At 56.9% G+C, this 14986-nt stretch carries 14 protein-coding genes; 5 read left to right on the top strand and 9 right to left on the bottom strand.

All coding sequences use genetic code 11. The features are described from left to right. The first annotated feature begins 2 nt into the window (after positions 1–2). The 4 genes from ACR0JE_RS17755 to ACR0JE_RS17740 are packed head-to-tail and all read left to right on the top strand — an operon-like array spanning position 3 to position 4312. The gene (locus ACR0JE_RS17755) at positions 3–1547 is read left to right on the top strand and encodes a trimethylamine methyltransferase family protein (RefSeq protein ID WP_480865109.1); all 1545 of its coding nucleotides are present in this window, start codon (positions 3–5) and stop codon (positions 1545–1547) included. Then, positions 1548–2222, top strand: coding sequence for a TetR/AcrR family transcriptional regulator (locus tag ACR0JE_RS17750; RefSeq protein WP_480546269.1), 675 nt, complete (start codon positions 1548–1550; stop codon positions 2220–2222). It begins immediately after the preceding gene. Next, entirely contained in the window at positions 2219–3523 is a 1305-nt protein-coding gene (locus ACR0JE_RS17745) for an NAD(P)/FAD-dependent oxidoreductase (RefSeq protein WP_480865108.1), read from the top strand. Before ACR0JE_RS17750 ends, ACR0JE_RS17745 begins: the two co-directional genes overlap by 4 nt. A gap of 57 nt (positions 3524–3580) precedes the next feature. Then, positions 3581–4312, top strand: coding sequence for a hypothetical protein (locus ACR0JE_RS17740; protein WP_480865107.1), 732 nt, complete (start codon positions 3581–3583; stop codon positions 4310–4312). 7 nt (positions 4313–4319) lie between these two features. Here the strand turns inward: ACR0JE_RS17740 and ACR0JE_RS17735 are convergent, their stop codons facing one another. Beyond that, the gene (locus tag ACR0JE_RS17735; protein ID WP_480541849.1) at positions 4320–4667 is read right to left on the bottom strand and encodes a DUF3307 domain-containing protein; all 348 of its coding nucleotides are present in this window, start codon (positions 4665–4667) and stop codon (positions 4320–4322) included. Positions 4668–4923: 256 nt separating this feature from the next. Here ACR0JE_RS17735 and ACR0JE_RS17730 point away from each other — a divergent pair, with 256 nt between their 5' ends. Continuing rightward, a complete protein-coding gene (locus tag ACR0JE_RS17730; protein WP_480865138.1) occupies positions 4924–7920 on the top strand; it encodes an ABC transporter transmembrane domain-containing protein in 2997 nt (998 codons plus the stop codon). A gap of 3 nt (positions 7921–7923) precedes the next feature. On the opposite strand, the gene ACR0JE_RS17725 is transcribed toward ACR0JE_RS17730, so the two are convergent. The 8 genes from ACR0JE_RS17725 to ACR0JE_RS17690 all read right to left on the bottom strand — a co-directional run bounded on the left by ACR0JE_RS17725 (position 7924) and on the right by ACR0JE_RS17690 (position 14986). Next, on the bottom strand, positions 7924–8211 hold the full coding sequence (locus ACR0JE_RS17725; protein WP_480542966.1) for an ArsR/SmtB family transcription factor: 288 nt from the start codon (positions 8209–8211) through the stop codon (positions 7924–7926). Positions 8212–8317: 106 nt separating this feature from the next. Continuing rightward, on the bottom strand, positions 8318–9550 hold the full coding sequence (locus tag ACR0JE_RS17720) for a mandelate racemase/muconate lactonizing enzyme family protein (protein ID WP_480865106.1): 1233 nt from the start codon (positions 9548–9550) through the stop codon (positions 8318–8320). A 90-nt stretch (positions 9551–9640) separates the two neighbouring features. Beyond that, positions 9641–10840 carry a TCR/Tet family MFS transporter gene (locus ACR0JE_RS17715; RefSeq protein ID WP_480542968.1) on the bottom strand — a complete coding sequence of 400 codons (1200 nt, stop codon included), beginning with the start codon at positions 10838–10840 and terminating at the stop codon, positions 9641–9643. Positions 10841–10937: 97 nt separating this feature from the next. Further along, the gene (locus ACR0JE_RS17710) at positions 10938–11651 is read right to left on the bottom strand and encodes an alpha/beta fold hydrolase (RefSeq protein ID WP_480541853.1); all 714 of its coding nucleotides are present in this window, start codon (positions 11649–11651) and stop codon (positions 10938–10940) included. 12 nt (positions 11652–11663) lie between these two features. Beyond that, entirely contained in the window at positions 11664–12452 is a 789-nt protein-coding gene (pcaD, locus tag ACR0JE_RS17705) for a 3-oxoadipate enol-lactonase (RefSeq protein ID WP_480865105.1), read from the bottom strand. A 46-nt stretch (positions 12453–12498) separates the two neighbouring features. Beyond that, positions 12499–13476, bottom strand: coding sequence for a threonine ammonia-lyase (locus tag ACR0JE_RS17700; protein WP_480865104.1), 978 nt, complete (start codon positions 13474–13476; stop codon positions 12499–12501). After that, positions 13473–14300, bottom strand: coding sequence for an alpha/beta fold hydrolase (locus ACR0JE_RS17695; RefSeq protein WP_480865103.1), 828 nt, complete (start codon positions 14298–14300; stop codon positions 13473–13475). The genes ACR0JE_RS17700 and ACR0JE_RS17695 overlap by 4 nt, the downstream gene beginning before the upstream one ends. Continuing rightward, a complete protein-coding gene (locus ACR0JE_RS17690) occupies positions 14300–14986 on the bottom strand; it encodes a haloacid dehalogenase type II (RefSeq protein ID WP_480865102.1) in 687 nt (228 codons plus the stop codon). Before ACR0JE_RS17690 ends, ACR0JE_RS17695 begins: the two co-directional genes overlap by 1 nt.

The raw sequence follows: 14986 nt of genomic DNA, 5'->3' as shown, positions 1-14986 counted from the left end.
TCATGGTGGCGCATGACCAAAGGCGTCGACGGCGCGGACGCGGAGCAGAGGCTGCGCCACCCGTTTTGCGGGATGTGAACTATCGCCAACTTAGAAACCCTTTCCCGCAGATGGAGGTGTTCCCGGCAGATCAGATTGCGGACATGCACGAGACCGCGCTGCGTATGCTGCAAGAGCTGGGCGTCAAGGTTCTGCTGCCCGAAGCGCGCCGTATTTTTGCTGCGGCGGGCGCACGGGTCAATGAAGAGACCGAGATGGTCTTTATCGGGCGCGATATGGTCGAGGCGGCGGTTGCCTCGGCCCCAAAGTCGATTGCCTGCCGGGCAGGGGCACGGTATCGGGACTTCACACTGGAATTGGGTTCGCTGGTGTTTCAACCGGGGGCCGGGGCCCCGAATGCCACCGATCTGGAGCGGGGGCGCCGGCCGGCGACAGGGCGGGACTATCTTGAGTTTTTGAAACTCACCCATCATTTTGACGTGTTTCAGATGATCTCACCCCAGGTCGAACCGCAGGACGTACCAACCAACCTGCGCCACTATTTCACGACCAAAGCGCAGATGGAGCTGACGGACAAGTTTCCGTTCTTCTTCTCGCGCGGGACGCCACAGGTGATGGATTGCTTTGAGATGCTGGCCACTGCCCGAGGCTTGTCGGATGATGATTTCCGCAATGCAGCCCATTGCTACACCATCATCAACACCAACAGCCCACGCACGCTGGACATTCCGATGGCGCAGGGGCTGATCGATTTTGCCAAGCATGGTCAGATGTCGATTATCACGCCATTTACGCTCATGGGGGCAATGGCGCCGATCACGGTGGCGGGGGCGATTACCTTGTCTCATGCAGAAGCGCTGGCGGCGCTGACCCTGACGCAACTCACCAATCCGGGCGCGCCTGTATGCTATGGGACGTTCACCAGCAATGTGGATATGAAATCAGGTGCGCCGGCATTCGGGACGCCCTCACATTTCCAGGCTTCGCTAGCGGCCGGACAACTCGCGCGCCATTTAGGTCTTCCATGGAGATCTGCGGCGGGATCGGCGGCGAATGTCAACGATGTGCAGGCGGCCAACGAGAATCAGTTCGGCCTGTGGGGCTGTTTGATGGCCGGGGCAACTGTGATTATCCATTCGGCAGGCTGGCTTGAAGGCGGGCTGACTGTATCCTTCGAGAAGCTTGTCTGCGATGCCGAGGTTCTCAACATGGTCGCCGAGCTTTGCGCCGGGGCGCAGGCCGGAACCTCTGAGATCGGCTTTGATACTGCGCTAAGTGAGGTTGAGCCCAGCGGCCATTTCTTTGCCTCCAGCCAAACAATGGAGCGATACAATACCGAGTTCTATCAGCCCCATGTCCACGATTACGCCAATTTCGGAACCTGGACCGAACGCGGATCGATTGACACCAACCATCGGGCAACCGGGGTTTGGAAGTCTATTCTGAACGATTTCAAAGCACCGCCAACCGATAGTGACCGTATCGGAGCCCTGCACGAATTTATTGAACGACGCACTGCCGAGGGCGGCGCACCACCGGAGAGCTGAATGAACACCAAACCGATCCTGCACCGGGATGACCCACAGGCCGAACCATTGGTCGGCAATGTCAAAGTCACGCGCGACGACTGGTTGAACGTGGCGATGGATGTGCTGATCTCGGACGGGGTGGATCAGATCAAGGTGCTGAACCTGGCCGAGCGGATGGCTGTGTCACGGTCGTCCTTTTACTGGTACTTCAAGTCGCGCCAGGAATTGTTGGACGCGCTTTTGGCGCGCTGGCAGGCGACGAACACTGCGGCCCTGATCAAACAGGCTGAAATCCCCGCCAAGACGATTACCGCGGCGGTCTGTAACGTGCATCGGTGTGTCGTGAATACGGCGCTGTTTGACACTGCCTTGGACTTTGCGGTGCGCGACTGGGCGCGCAAATCCGGCAAGGTGCGGCGCGTTCTGGATCAGTCCGACGCCAAACGCCTGGCCGCCCTGCACGCAATGTTCGCACGATATGGGTATTCCGAGGTCGAAGCAGAAACCCGCGCGCGCGTTCTGTACTACATGCAGATTGGCTATGATCTGGCCCAATTGAACGAGCCCATGGACACGCGGATTTCGATGGTGCCGCACTATCTGTATGTATTCACGGGCGTTGATCCGCAGCCCGAGGAAGTTGAAGAATTCAGCGCCTATTCGCAGTGCTATTGGAGAGGAGACACCCCATGAGCCAACCAGATGCAATTATCATTGGGACCGGTGTAATCGGTGCCGCGATCGCTTTTGAGATGGCGAAAGCCGGGTGGAAAACCCTGTCGCTGGATCGGAACAGCCAGGCGGGGCATGGCTCAACCGCTGGGTCCTGCGCGATCATCCGCATGCACTATTCGACCTTCGATGGCACGGCCTTTGCCTGGGAAGGATATCACTATTGGCGTGATTGGGCCGAATATCTAGGTCTGCCTGCCGATGCCGACCTGGCGCAGTTTCGCGAGACGGGGTGTCTGGTCATGAAGACCAATGCCAACGGTATGCTGGAAAAGCATATGGCCAACAGCGCTGATCTGGATTGCCCGTTCGAAGAATGGTCGCCCGAGGTAATCAACGATCGTTTGCCGGTCTATTCTTTGGATAGTTTTGCACCAGCACGTCGGATGGATGATCCTGAGTTCGGTCATCCCAACGGTCGCAAGATGCAGGGCGGTGTGTTTTGGCCGCAGGCAGGTTATGTCACCGATCCAGCGCTGTCCGCTCAGAACCTGATGGATGCTGCCAAGCAACATGGGGCTCGGGTGCAGACTGGGGCTGAGGTCGTTGAGGTTCTATCCGAAGATGGCCGTGTAACGGGGGTCAAGCTGGCGTCTGGCGAAGAAATCCACGCCAAGGTTGTCGTGAATGTGGCCGGGCCGGGGTCGGCCATCATCAACAAGATGGCGGGCGTATTGGATGACATGACGATTGAGACACGACCCTTGCGGCAAGAAGTGGTTCATGTGCCCGCGCCCGAAGGGTTCGATTTCGAGAACAATGGCACCATCGTCTCGGACAGTGATATCGCGTGTTACTGCCGCCCGGAACATGGTAACCATATCCTCGTTGGGTCCGAAGACCCCGAATGCGATCCGCATCAGTGGTGCGAGGATGATTTGCACTACAATCGCGATTTCACCGATCAGTGGACCACTCAGGCCATGCGATATGCTCAGCGCGTGCCCAGCCTGGGCATCCCGTCCAAAACCCGAGGTGTAGTTGATCTATACGATGCGTCGACAGATTGGATTCCGATTTACGACAAATCCAGCCTGCCGGGTTTTTATATGGCCTGTGGCACCAGCGGAAACCAGTATAAGAACGCTCCAATTGCGGGAAAGATGATGACTGCGCTGATTGAATATTGCGAAGGTGGGGCCGACCATGATTCCAAGCCGCTGCAGTTCGAACTGCCGTATATCAAGCGCATGATCGATGTGGGGTTCTATTCGCGCAAACGCCCAATCAACGAAGAAAGCAGTTTTTCGGTTCTGGGGTAGTCGACCGGTCCAAACGCGCTATGCTTTCGAAAGGTCTGAGCAAACACAGGACCCGAGATGGCACAGTCAGGAAACCGCGTTCTGATTTTGGGCAGCGCACCAGATGCGATTGAGGCGCGCGCATGGCCCCGTGCGCCCTTTACGCACATAGTGGTGATCAACAACGCCTGGCGTGTGCGCGAGGATTGGGATGTGCTGATCCATCCCGAAGATTTCCCAACAGACAGGTGCCCTGTGCATTTGAAACCTGGGCAAAGCATTGTTACGGCCGAGGATTATGTGCCGCGGCAGAACCACTATGGCGGCTTTGTCTACGCAGGCGGCACGATGGCCTTTACGGCAGGGTATTGGGCTTTATCGGCCCTTGAGCCCGAGGTTCTTGCGTATTTTGGATGTGACATGGTTTATGCGGGCAAGAGTCAGACCCATTTCTATGGCACGGGCGCGGCTGATCCGCTGCGCGATGACGTCACCTTACGCTCGTTAGAGGCCAAATCCGCCCGTTTGGCCCTGTTTGCAGCCGCTCAAAAGTGCCGTGTTGTGCGATTGTCACAAGGGGACAGTCGGTTGGTCTTTCCGTCGTCGCAGTCGTCACGGTTGACCTCGGCACCACTACCCGCGACCGCAGGCATGAAGGCGGCTTTGGCTGAAGAAGAACGGTTGGCGTATCACGTACCATCCGGGCGCTATTGGGAAGAAGCGCAACGTTTTGATGTTGAAAAACTCGACGCTTTGGATCGGATGTGGTTGTCGGCTTATGAGCCCAGTCATCTGAAACATGTCGCCTGAAACCGGTTCAGGCGGCGAAGGTAACCCAAGCCCAGACCATACCTATATAGGTCAACTGATGCATCAACTGATCCAGCCCGGCCGCGCGCCAGAATGCGGCCTGTTTGGGTTCTAGCTGCTTCTTGTCGGAGTAGCTGGCTTTGGCGTAGTCGATATTGAAATGAACCACCCATTCGATCAGACCGACAATCAGGATGAAAAGCAAAGGCGTGCCAAATAGGATAAAGACAACAGCAGAGCCGACAACGTGCACCCCGGCATGTTGCGCGCGACCGACATGAAAATACTCACCTCGCCCGGATAGCATTTTGGGCGTCTGGAGGTAATAATCGGCAAACATATGCTTAATCTGCATCAAGCAGAGCATAAAAAAAACTGCGCCAAAACTGGCAGTCAAAAGGCCTCTCCCGAAAACGTCCTGAGGCGGATACTAGGCACGATTAAGTTGCTACGTAAATAAACTAGTTCACATTCGGCAAAGAAATGTTCCGCTATTGACCTCGAATATCAGTTTTCGCTGGGATTTTGTGGCTTTATGCTGTTGAGTCTGAGGCCATGCCAAAAAGCTGAGTTGTAGATAGCAAGCAGGAACCGGTTCCATAGAGCGCACGATCTTTCGTTTTATCTGGAAGTACTCCAAACGCGACCAGCTTATCCTTCTGGCCGTGACGTCAACGTTGTTTCCGTTGCTATATCTGACGCTGGAACTTCCCAAGCGCATCATCAACGATGCGATTGGGGCCAGCAGTGAAATCGTAGAGGTCTGGGGATACAGCTTACCGCAGACTAATTTCCTGATCATCTTGTGCTTTGCTTTTCTGGGTGCGGTTCTTGCCCACGGCCTGATGAAGATGCGCATCAACACGATGAAAGGTGTGCTGAGCGAGCGGATGCTGCGGCGCTTTCGCTATCAACTGATCAGCCGGGCTTTGCGCTTCCCTCAGCCTTACTTCGAACGGGTCAGCCAAGGCGAAATGGTGTCGATGATCACCGCCGAAAGCGAGCCGATGGGCGGGTTGATGGGCGATGCGATCAGCCAACCGGTGCTTCAAGCTGGTCAGATGATCACGATCCTATCGTTCTTGTTTCTGCAAAGCGTCTGGTTCGGCCTTGCGGCGGTTGCTTTGATCCCGGTGCAGGCGTGGTTGATCCCGAAACTGCAACGCCAGATCAACCTTCTTAACAAGAAACGCATTCAGGAAGTCCGCACCCTGGCTGCGCAGATCGGAGAAAACGCAGCCGGTGCCTCGACCCTGCGCGCAAACGGGGGCTGGCGCTATCGCCGCGCCATGGTCTCGGATCAATTGGGGCGCCTATTTGGAATCCGGTTCGAGATCTACCAGAAGAAGTTCTTTATGAAATTCATAAACAACTTCATCTCACAACTGACGCCGTTCATGTTCTACCTAGTTGGCGGATTGTTGGTGCTGCAGGGATCGGTCTCGCTGGGCGCGCTGGTGGCTGCGTTGGCGGCGTATAAAGACCTCAGTTCCCCCTGGAAAGAATTGCTGACCTACTACAATCAAACGCAGGATATGTCGCTGCGGTGGGACGTGGTGGTTGAAAGGTTTGCGCCTTCGGGTATGCAAGATGAAGGTTTGTTCGAAGGCGAACCGCCCGAGTGTCCGCATCTGAGCGGCGATATTGTTCTTGATCACGTTTCGGTTCGCGACATGGATGGCAATCAGGTGCTGGATGACCTGAACCTGACATTCCCGGCGGGCAAAACAATCGGCATTCTAGCGCAGAGTGAGGAAGACCGCCGCGCCGTCAGCGAACTGCTAACACGCGAAATCCTGCCCAGTGCGGGTAGGGTTGAAATCGGTGATCAGAATCTGGCCGCGCTGCATCAGGGTGTCGTGGCGGCGCGGATCGGTTATGCATCATCCCGACCGGTGATGTTTCAAGGCACGCTGGGCGACAACGTTATGATGCCTATGCGGTTCAAGCCGTTGTCTGAACACACCGATCACCCCGGTTTTGCTGAGACCCTGCGTGCCGGCAACAGCACCGACCCGTTCCAGGCGGAATGGCTCGACCCGTCTCGCGCAGGCTTTCAGAGCGCGGCTGATCTGCGGGATTGGTGGTTGAAACTAATCGACGGTATGGGATCGGGCGCAGCCTTGTTTCAACGCGGAGCCGAGCAGGATTTTGATCCGGTCGCTCATCCTCAGCTTGCGCAGAAGCTGATCGAACTGCGCCCGTTGATACAAGAGACGGTAACAAAAGCGAAGCTGACCGCGCAGGCGCTGATCTTCGATCGCGAAAGCTATAACCCGGCCTTGCCCGTGGCCGAGAACCTGCTGTTCGCAACGCCTTGCGTTCCGGTCAACCAAGAGCTTCTGGCCAAGCAAACCGTGTTCCTGGGCCAGTTGCGTGAGCTTGGATTGGATGAGACCTTGATCGCCCTGACACGGGACGTGATCGATATGTTGCGGCAGATCTTTGGGCTGGATGGCACCGACCATCCCTTGTTCCGCAAACTGGGGCTGGAGGCCGGGACCTATGAAGCGGCCGTTGAATTGGTCGAACGCACCCGGAAAGAAGGGGCCGAGGGGCTGGATGACGCTCAATTGGCGAACCTGCTGGCCGTGCCATTTGTGATCTCAGCGGAACAGATTGGCCCAGCCTTCACTGATGAACTCAAGAGCCGCATTCTGGAGCTACGCAATAGCCATTCCAGTAAGCTGCTGGAACCGCTGCAGGACGTGTTTGTTCCGTTGGATTCCAAGCAGATCGCACCGGGTTTGTCTGTGATGGAAAACGCTCTTTTTGGCAAAGTCAGCCAGATTGGCGGCGCGCGATCTGACGAGGTACGCAAGCTGATTGTGGATGTTCTGGCCGAGAATGGCGCGCGCCCGCTGGTTGTTGAGCTGATCTATGATGTGCCGGTTTCGCTGGGGGGGCAGAACCTGCCCGCCGTTTTTGCCGAGCCACTGGCGTTCACGCGGGCAACGATCAAGAAGCCAGATATCCTGATCCTAGAGAACGCGCTGGCCAGCTACAGCGTCAAGACACAGATTGCTGTTTACAAAAATCTGCGGGAGTTGATGCCGGATGTCACGATCATCTATCTGAACGATCAGTTCGAAAATCCGGACGTGTTCGACATGTTCGTTGAAATCCGTCAAGGTCGTGTGGTCTCGGACGAAGGACCTATGGACGTGGAAGAAGACAGCGCTGCATCGGCTGATCTTGCGCGCAAGTTACGAGCGCTTGAACAGACCCCTCTGTTCTCGGGCCTGGATCGCAGACAGCTGCGCCTGCTGGCCTTTGGTGCGCGCTGGTTTGATGCAGCACCCGGACAGGTCGTGTTCCTGAAAGATGACCAACCGACCGATGGCGCCTATGTGGTACTGGACGGAGAGGCGGGCCTGTATCTGCCGCAATCGGATGGCCCGGATCAACTGATCACAACCGTAAGCGCAGGTGCATTAGTAGGTGAGTTAGGGTTGATCCGAAAAGAGCCACGCGCCCTGAGCATGATTGCCGAAACCAACCTGTCCTGCCTTCGGATTGGTGAAGAGGAGTTTCTGGCCGTTGTCGAAAACGATGCCGCCACTGCCTATAAGCTGATGCAGGTGATCGCCGGGTATGTGTCGAACTGATCCTCAGCTCTCGGGCTGGCAGAACAGTTCGTACATCAATCCGATCACGCGCTGGGTGCTGTGGTCGGCCAGTGAATAATAAACGGTCTTACCGTCCCGGCGGGTTGAAACCAGTTGTTCATCTCGCAACCGGGCCAACATCTGGCTGACGGCGGCCTGACGGATTTGCAACAGGCTCTCAAGTTCTCCGACCGATTTTTCCCCATCGCTCAGATGGCACAAGATCATCAGGCGGCCTTCATGCGCCAATGTCTTCAGGTAAGCCGCAGCACGGGCTGCATTTGCTTGCATGCTGTCTGATGCTTCAGCGGGTAGAACGGCAGCGTCTTTCGGGGTCACGGATCGGTCATCTGTAAGATAGGGGTTGGAGCAATATGCCCCAACCCGCGCGGGCTTGTCACCCCTCGGTTGCTGGTGCGCCACCCTGAAAGGAATTTCCATTTGCGTAGTCGCAAGGATCTTCCTGCATTTGCAGGTGCAGGCCGTCTCCGGTGTAGGGATGAGCACGCGCCAGATCTTCGTCGACCTCAATCCCAAGCCCCGGCGTCGTGGGTGGTGTGACAAAGCCATCCTCAACCCGGATCGAGCCCTTGATCAGTTGATCGTGAAACGGAGTTTCGATGGATTCCAGCAACAACAGGTTGGGGATCGAGGCCGCCAGATGGATATTGGCGGCCCATTCTACCGGACCGGCGTAAAGATGAGGTGCCATCTGCGCATTAAAGACTTCGGCCATGGCCGCGACTTTCTTCATTTCCCAAATGCCACCGGCGCGCCCAAGAGCGGGTTGCAGGATCTCAGCCGCGCCTGCGCGCAAGACTGCACCGAACTCGGCCTTGGTGGTCATGCGCTCGCCCGTGGCGACCGGGATACGGACATTGCGCGCAACGCGCGCCATGTCTTCGATATTATCGGGCGGGGTGGGTTCTTCGAACCAAAGCGGCGAATACGGCTCCAAGGCTTGGCCCAGCCGGATAGCGCCAGCCGTGTTGAATTGACCGTGGGTGCCGAACAGCAGATCGGCCTTTTCCCCCACAGCTTCGCGGATGACTTTGCAGAAGGCCACAGACATCGAGATATCAGACATCGCCGGCATATGCCCGCCCCGGATGGTATAGGGACCCGCCGGGTCGAATTTGACCGCCGTATAGCCTTGCCGCACCATTTCTGCGGCGCTTTCTCCGGCCTGATCAGGCGCAGTCCAGAAGTCATTCAAATTGTGCTGGGGCAGAGGGTAGAGGTAGGTATAGGACCTAATGCGCTCATTCATCTTGCCGCCCAGCAGGGAGTAAACGGGCCGATCTCGATCTTTCCCCAGAATATCCCAACACGCGATTTCAAGCCCCGAAAAGGCACCCATGACGGTCAAGTCGGGGCGCTGAGTGAATCCGCTGGAATAGGCGCGGCGGAACATCAGTTCGATGTTTTCGGGATTTTCATCCTGCATGTGCCGGTCGAACACATCGCGGATCACATGGCTCATGGCCTCGGGACCCACGGTCGAGGCATAGCATTCCCCCCAGCCTGTGATGCCCGTATCGGTGGTGAGTTTCACCAATATCCAATACCGCCCGCCCCAACCGGGGGCGGGGGGTGCGGTGACAATAATATCAAGATCTTGCAACTTCATTCCGAGCGCTCCGGCTATTCGGCTGTTTCGCCCACGGTGGCTTGGGAACAATCGGGCTGCAAGCCGGAAATCGTCAGATTGATGTCGTTGTTATACCGCGATGGGGCGTGCGCGAAGAAATAGAAGCACCCCAACCAGCATGAGGACGAGAGCCAGAAGAAAGGGAGCACCTGGCAGATAGATCGCCGTCTCTGGTTGGATAAAGCGGGCAAAAACACTGGTCATCAATAGGGGTGATATGACCATCGACAACGCGTGTAGAGACGCCAATACGCCTTGCAGTTCACCTTGCTGCGAATCTGGCGTTGCGCGTGACATCATCGCTTGCAAGGCTGGCGTGATGACCGCGCCCAGCGCAGTCATCGGGATCAGCATCAGGGCGATCAGGCCATTGGTTAAAAAGGCCAGAAACAGGAAGCTAACGATCTCGAAGGCCATACCGTAGAGGATGGTGACGCGTTCACCCAGATAACGCGTGGCGGGGCGGATCAGTCCGCCCTGAACTGCGGCCATGCCAATTCCATAAACGCCCAGCGACAGGCCGATCATCTGCGGCGACCAGCCAAAGCGCTCGGTGGTAAAATAGGACCATATCGCGGGGTAGACGTAGATTGACACCGAATACAGGAAATAGACCCACAGTAGAGGCCGGATGCCAGGCAGGGCGGCGATCGCGGTAAGCGAGCTGACCGGGTTCGCGCGCTTCAAACTGAATGCCCGTCTGGTCTTGTCGGTCACGGTTTCCGGCATCACAAAAAAGCCAATGGCGAAAGTCAGCGCTGAAAGACCGGCAGCCGCCCAAAACGGCGCGCGTGTTCCATATTCACTGAGCAGCCCGCCCATCACTGGGCCAAGAACAAAGCCCACGCCAAACGCCGCGCCGACAAGGCCAAAGTTTGCAGCCTTGTCTTCCGGTTTTGAGACATCGGCCATAAATGCCGCCGCCGTCGAATGTGTAGCCGCCGTGATACCCCCGACAATACGCCCAATCAGCAGTAGCCAGATGCTCCCTGCGAGCGCCATCACCACGTAATCCAAGGCCATCACAAACAGCGACACCAGCAGAACCAACCGTCGTCCGTAGGCGTCAGACAGATTCCCGAGGATAGGCCCAAAGACAAACTGCATTGCCGCAAACGCGGTGCTGAGGATTCCGCCCCAAATCGCCGCACTGGCAAGCGTTCCGCCCTGAACCTCGACAATCAGTTGCGGCATGATTGGCATCACGAGGCCAATCCCCATCGCATCGATCATCACCGTACATAGAACAAAGGCAAAGGGCAGGCGCATCAGAACCGTCACAAAGTTTCGTCCCCAGCACCCTAGGCGGGGCCAATTCGTTAGGATAGAGGGCTGTTCTTTGACGTAGGGTCGCAAAGGCGCCTGATCAAAGCTGTTTCTCAAGATCTGTCAGCGCACGCGCCAATTGGTCCGGATGGGAAAAGAACGAGGAGTGGCCGCTGTCAATAGTGCGTTGCAAATCCGTGCGGATTTCGCTGCCCATTTTCTTTTGATACGCGAATGGAACAGTGTGATCATCGCTGGTTGCAATATATGCGCGCGCGACACTTTTGTAGCGCTCACTAAGTGCCAAGGGCGTATCTTGCGGGCGTATGGCCTGCGGACAAAGGCGCGCAAAGGCGAACGGTGTGATTTCGGGCGCGCAATCATGGTAGAACAGTTCTTTTACGTGCTCTGGACGGACGGTGTAAGACAATCCATCAGCCGATTTTTCTACTGCATTCGCGATTGTTTGGCTTGGTCCACGGCGGCGCATCTCGACCATAGACACCCCGTCTTGCGGGACATAGGCGCTCAGATAGACCAGGGCGCGCATGGCTTGCGGTTGCGCTTCGGCGGCGGCGCTAATCGGATACCCTCCCCAGGAATGCCCTACGATGATCGTATCTGGCGTCGATGCGGCAAGGATGGCGTCTCGGCAGCCATCAAGGGTGACCTCGGCAATCGGCGTAGGGTCAGCACCGTGGCTGGGCATGTCGATGGCACGGGCTGTGTGCCCAAAGTTTTCCAGCGCGGGAATCAAGTCGCGCCAACACCAGGCGCCGTGGCAAGAACCATGAATCAGAAGGAAATCAGCCATCGAAAGGCTCCCTTAAATATGTCCAATATCTTTCAAAAACGCTTCAAGTATAGCGGCAAACTCGTCTGGTTTTTCAACACAAGGCAAATGTCCTGCCCTTCGCATCAGATTGAATTTCGCGCCGGGGATCAGTTCGACCGTTTCACGCACAAGGTCTGGTGGGGTCGAGCCGTCTTCGCTGCCGGCGATGCCTAAAGTGGGCAGCCGCAAACCCGACGTTGGCGTATAAAAATCCGTGCCGGCTATAGCGGCACAGCATCCCAGATACCCTTCAACTGGCTGCCGCACCATCATCTCGCGCCAGAGCAGGTGGTTTCGTGCGGCTCGAAACTCACGCGAGAACCAGCGCTCCATTGTGGCATCAGCCAGGGCTTCGATCCCGCCATCGCGAACAGCCTCCATCCGATCCTGCCAGATCGAGGGCATACCGATCTTGGCGGCCGTGTTGGACAGGACCAAGGCGCGCACCTGATCCAGACGTTTGATGGCTAGGCCTTGGGCGATCATGCCACCGATTGACAGGCCCACGAACACGCAATCGCGCACGTCGAGATGATCTAACAAAGCCTCGGTATCTCGGATCAGCGATCCCATCGAATAAGGAGCAGGTGGAACCGAGGATTGACCATGGCCGCGCTTGTCAAATCGAATGATCCGCAGACCGTCGGGCAGGTGAGGGATCACCCCATCCCATAGATGCAGGTCTGTGCCCAGTGAATTGGCAAACACGATGGGTGCGCCGGTTGGCGAGCCATCAATCCTGTAGTTCAGGTCCACGTTCCCGATAGTCACGTGAGGCATGTTAAGGTCCTTTGGGTCGTAACACGTGCTTCATTCAATCTGACCACTATGCGTCTAACCGCTCTACTGCTTTGGCAAACACTTCCGGATCGGCATTGCCGCCGGATGCAACCACCACTACATCGTCGCCTTCAATCTCATCCTTGCGGAACAGGGCCGAGGCCAGCGCAACGGCCCCACCGGGTTCCAATACGATTTTCAGGCGCAGAAATGCCAAAGCCATGGCCTTCAACGCCTCATCCTCAGACACCGACAGGCCCGGTCCGCAGAGCCGTTGGAGAATGGGAAAGGTAATCTCGCCCGGCTGCGGGGTGAGGATCGCATCACAGATATTGCCGGACGAGGCGTTGTTGTTCTGGATCTGACCGCTGGCCAGCGAACGTTTGACGTCGTCAAACCCGTCCGGCTCACACGGTCGGGCGCGCAGGCCGGGCGCATGTTTTTCCAATGCCAGAGCGATACCCGAGGTCAACCCACCACCTCCGCAGCAGACCAGAACATCTGCCTTTACAACACCGAACGCTTCGACCTGTCGCGCGAGTTCAAGGCCAACTGTACCCTGACCGGCAATAACCTGAGGTTCATCATAGGGCCGGATAAGGGTCAGGCCTCGTTCAGCGGCCAAAGCCTCGCCAATCTCCTCACGGCTTTCGCGGGACCGATCATAGAGGACCACTTCGCCACCCAAAGCGTGCGTGTTGTCGATCTTCAATTGTGGCGCATCCGACGGCATCACGATCACCGACGCAACGCCATGTTTCGAGGCCGCCATTGCGATGCCCTGCGCATGATTGCCCGAGGAATAGGCGATGACACCACGCTGTCGCTGCTCGGGGTTAAGCACAGATATCGCCGACCATGCGCCGCGAAACTTAAAACTGCCGGTGTGTTGTAGACATTCGGGTTTAACCAAAACGCGACGGCCCGCAGTGTCATCCAGAAAGGGTGAGGTTAGAACGGGCGTTTCCCTTACATGCCCGCGCAACCGGTCTGCGGCGGCTTCGATCAGTTCAATACTGCTCATGTTGTGCTCAATACCTTGTGTATGAGGGCCAAAGATTCAGGTTCGTCCAGAAACGGAACATGCCCCCGGTTCGGAACGTCGGCTGAGATCAAACCGGGATGGCGTCGGTGCATCTCAGCCAGGGTTTCCGCACTTAGAACATCCGAGTTTGCACCGCGCAACACGCCGGTTGGGATGCCGTTTAGCGCTTCGAAGAACATCCACATATCGGGGATCGCTCCGGTTGCAGCCTGTTCCAGCAACGCGGTGCGCAGGGCAGGGTCATAGCGCAGTGTCAAACCGTCAGCTGTGGCATTGTATTGAACCTTAGCCTGTGCCAGCCATCTGTCATATGGAACATCAGGGAACTGTATTGCCATCCCTGATTTCAGCGCATGTGCCGCTTGTTCATAGGTTTTTGAGGCGGGTTCTTTGCCAACATAATCCATGATCTTGGCGATGCCTGCCGGTTCGATCACGGGCCCAACATCATTCAGGATCACTTGTGTCAGTCGTTCGGGGTGGCTGGCGGCAAGGGCCATGGCGATTAATCCGCCACGCGATGTGCCCAGGATTGCTGTTCTGGGCAAGTTCAAATGATCCAACAGGTCAATCGCGTCCAGTGATTCACGGAAGATGTTGTAGTTCATGTAGTCTGGATCATGGTCTGATCGCCCGCGTCCGCGGTAATCCATCATGATGAGGTGCATGCCATTCAGGTGGGGCTGAACAAACGAGAAATCACCACTGTTGCGTGTCAAACCCGACAGACACAGTAAAGGATCACCAGAGCCGGATTGTTGGAAATACAGGCGTCTGCCGTCTGATGTTCGAAAATCAGGCATCAAACCCCCGCCAGATCAGGGATCGTGGTCAGGTCCGCCAGCACATGCGCCGGTGTCCAAGGCAGACGATCCATCGGCTCGTTTGCGCGGTTTACCCATGCGGTGACAAAGCCATAACCACTGGCGCCAGCGGCATCCCAACCATTCGAGCTGACGAATAACACTTCTTCTCGGGCGCAGCCGAACCGTTGCTGCACCAAATCGTAGACCCGAACATGTGGCTTGAAGACACCAACGCTTTCGACGGACAGAACATCATCCAGCAGGTCGCCAATCCCGGCAGATTCAACAGCCCCGTCCAGCATTGGCGGAGATCCGTTGGAAAGGATCGCGGTTTGCAGTCCGCCGTCTTTTAAGGCCTTCAACATGTCCGGAACCTCGGGGTAGGCCTGTAGCTCCCAATACAGATCCAGCAGGCGTTGGCGCAGCTTGGCGTCCCCTTGCAGCTCGGCGGCCTCTAGCGCCCAATCCAGACCATCCTGTGTGACATCCCAGAAATCGGCATGCGCATCGGCGACGGCCCGAAGCCAGGTGTATTGTAGCTGCTTCAGACGCCAATGTCCCGCGACCTTGGGCCAGGTGTCGCGCAGCGCCTCAAAGCCCTGCTCGGACGCGGCCTGACGGGCGGCGGCGGCGACGTCGAACAATGTGCCATAGGCATCAAAAATACAGGTTGTGATTGTCAT

It is taken from the genome of Ruegeria sp. H3 (assembly GCF_056533095.1).
The sequence above is the reverse complement of the archived record's forward strand: the minus strand, read 5'-3'. Positions and strand labels throughout refer to the sequence as shown.

Excerpts from the sequence above, each read along its gene's own strand:
- pcaD (WP_480865105.1), bottom strand. The coding sequence starts at position 12,452 with ATGCCTCACGTGACTATCGGGAACGTGGACCTGAACTACAGGATTGAT.
- ACR0JE_RS17700 (WP_480865104.1), bottom strand. The coding sequence starts at position 13,476 with ATGAGCAGTATTGAACTGATCGAAGCCGCCGCAGACCGGTTGCGCGGG.
- ACR0JE_RS17715 (WP_480542968.1), bottom strand. The coding sequence starts at position 10,840 with ATGCGCCTGCCCTTTGCCTTTGTTCTATGTACGGTGATGATCGATGCG.
- ACR0JE_RS17740 (WP_480865107.1), top strand. The coding sequence starts at position 3,581 with ATGGCACAGTCAGGAAACCGCGTTCTGATTTTGGGCAGCGCACCAGAT.
- ACR0JE_RS17710 (WP_480541853.1), bottom strand. The coding sequence starts at position 11,651 with ATGGCTGATTTCCTTCTGATTCATGGTTCTTGCCACGGCGCCTGGTGT.
- ACR0JE_RS17720 (WP_480865106.1), bottom strand. The coding sequence starts at position 9,550 with ATGAAGTTGCAAGATCTTGATATTATTGTCACCGCACCCCCCGCCCCC.
- ACR0JE_RS17690 (WP_480865102.1), bottom strand. The coding sequence starts at position 14,986 with ATGACAATCACAACCTGTATTTTTGATGCCTATGGCACATTGTTCGAC.
- ACR0JE_RS17745 (WP_480865108.1), top strand. The coding sequence starts at position 2,219 with ATGAGCCAACCAGATGCAATTATCATTGGGACCGGTGTAATCGGTGCC.
- ACR0JE_RS17725 (WP_480542966.1), bottom strand. The coding sequence starts at position 8,211 with ATGCAAGCAAATGCAGCCCGTGCTGCGGCTTACCTGAAGACATTGGCG.
- ACR0JE_RS17750 (WP_480546269.1), top strand. The coding sequence starts at position 1,548 with ATGAACACCAAACCGATCCTGCACCGGGATGACCCACAGGCCGAACCA.
- ACR0JE_RS17755 (WP_480865109.1), top strand. The coding sequence starts at position 3 with ATGGTGGCGCATGACCAAAGGCGTCGACGGCGCGGACGCGGAGCAGAG.
- ACR0JE_RS17695 (WP_480865103.1), bottom strand. The coding sequence starts at position 14,300 with ATGCCTGATTTTCGAACATCAGACGGCAGACGCCTGTATTTCCAACAA.
- ACR0JE_RS17735 (WP_480541849.1), bottom strand. The coding sequence starts at position 4,667 with ATGCAGATTAAGCATATGTTTGCCGATTATTACCTCCAGACGCCCAAA.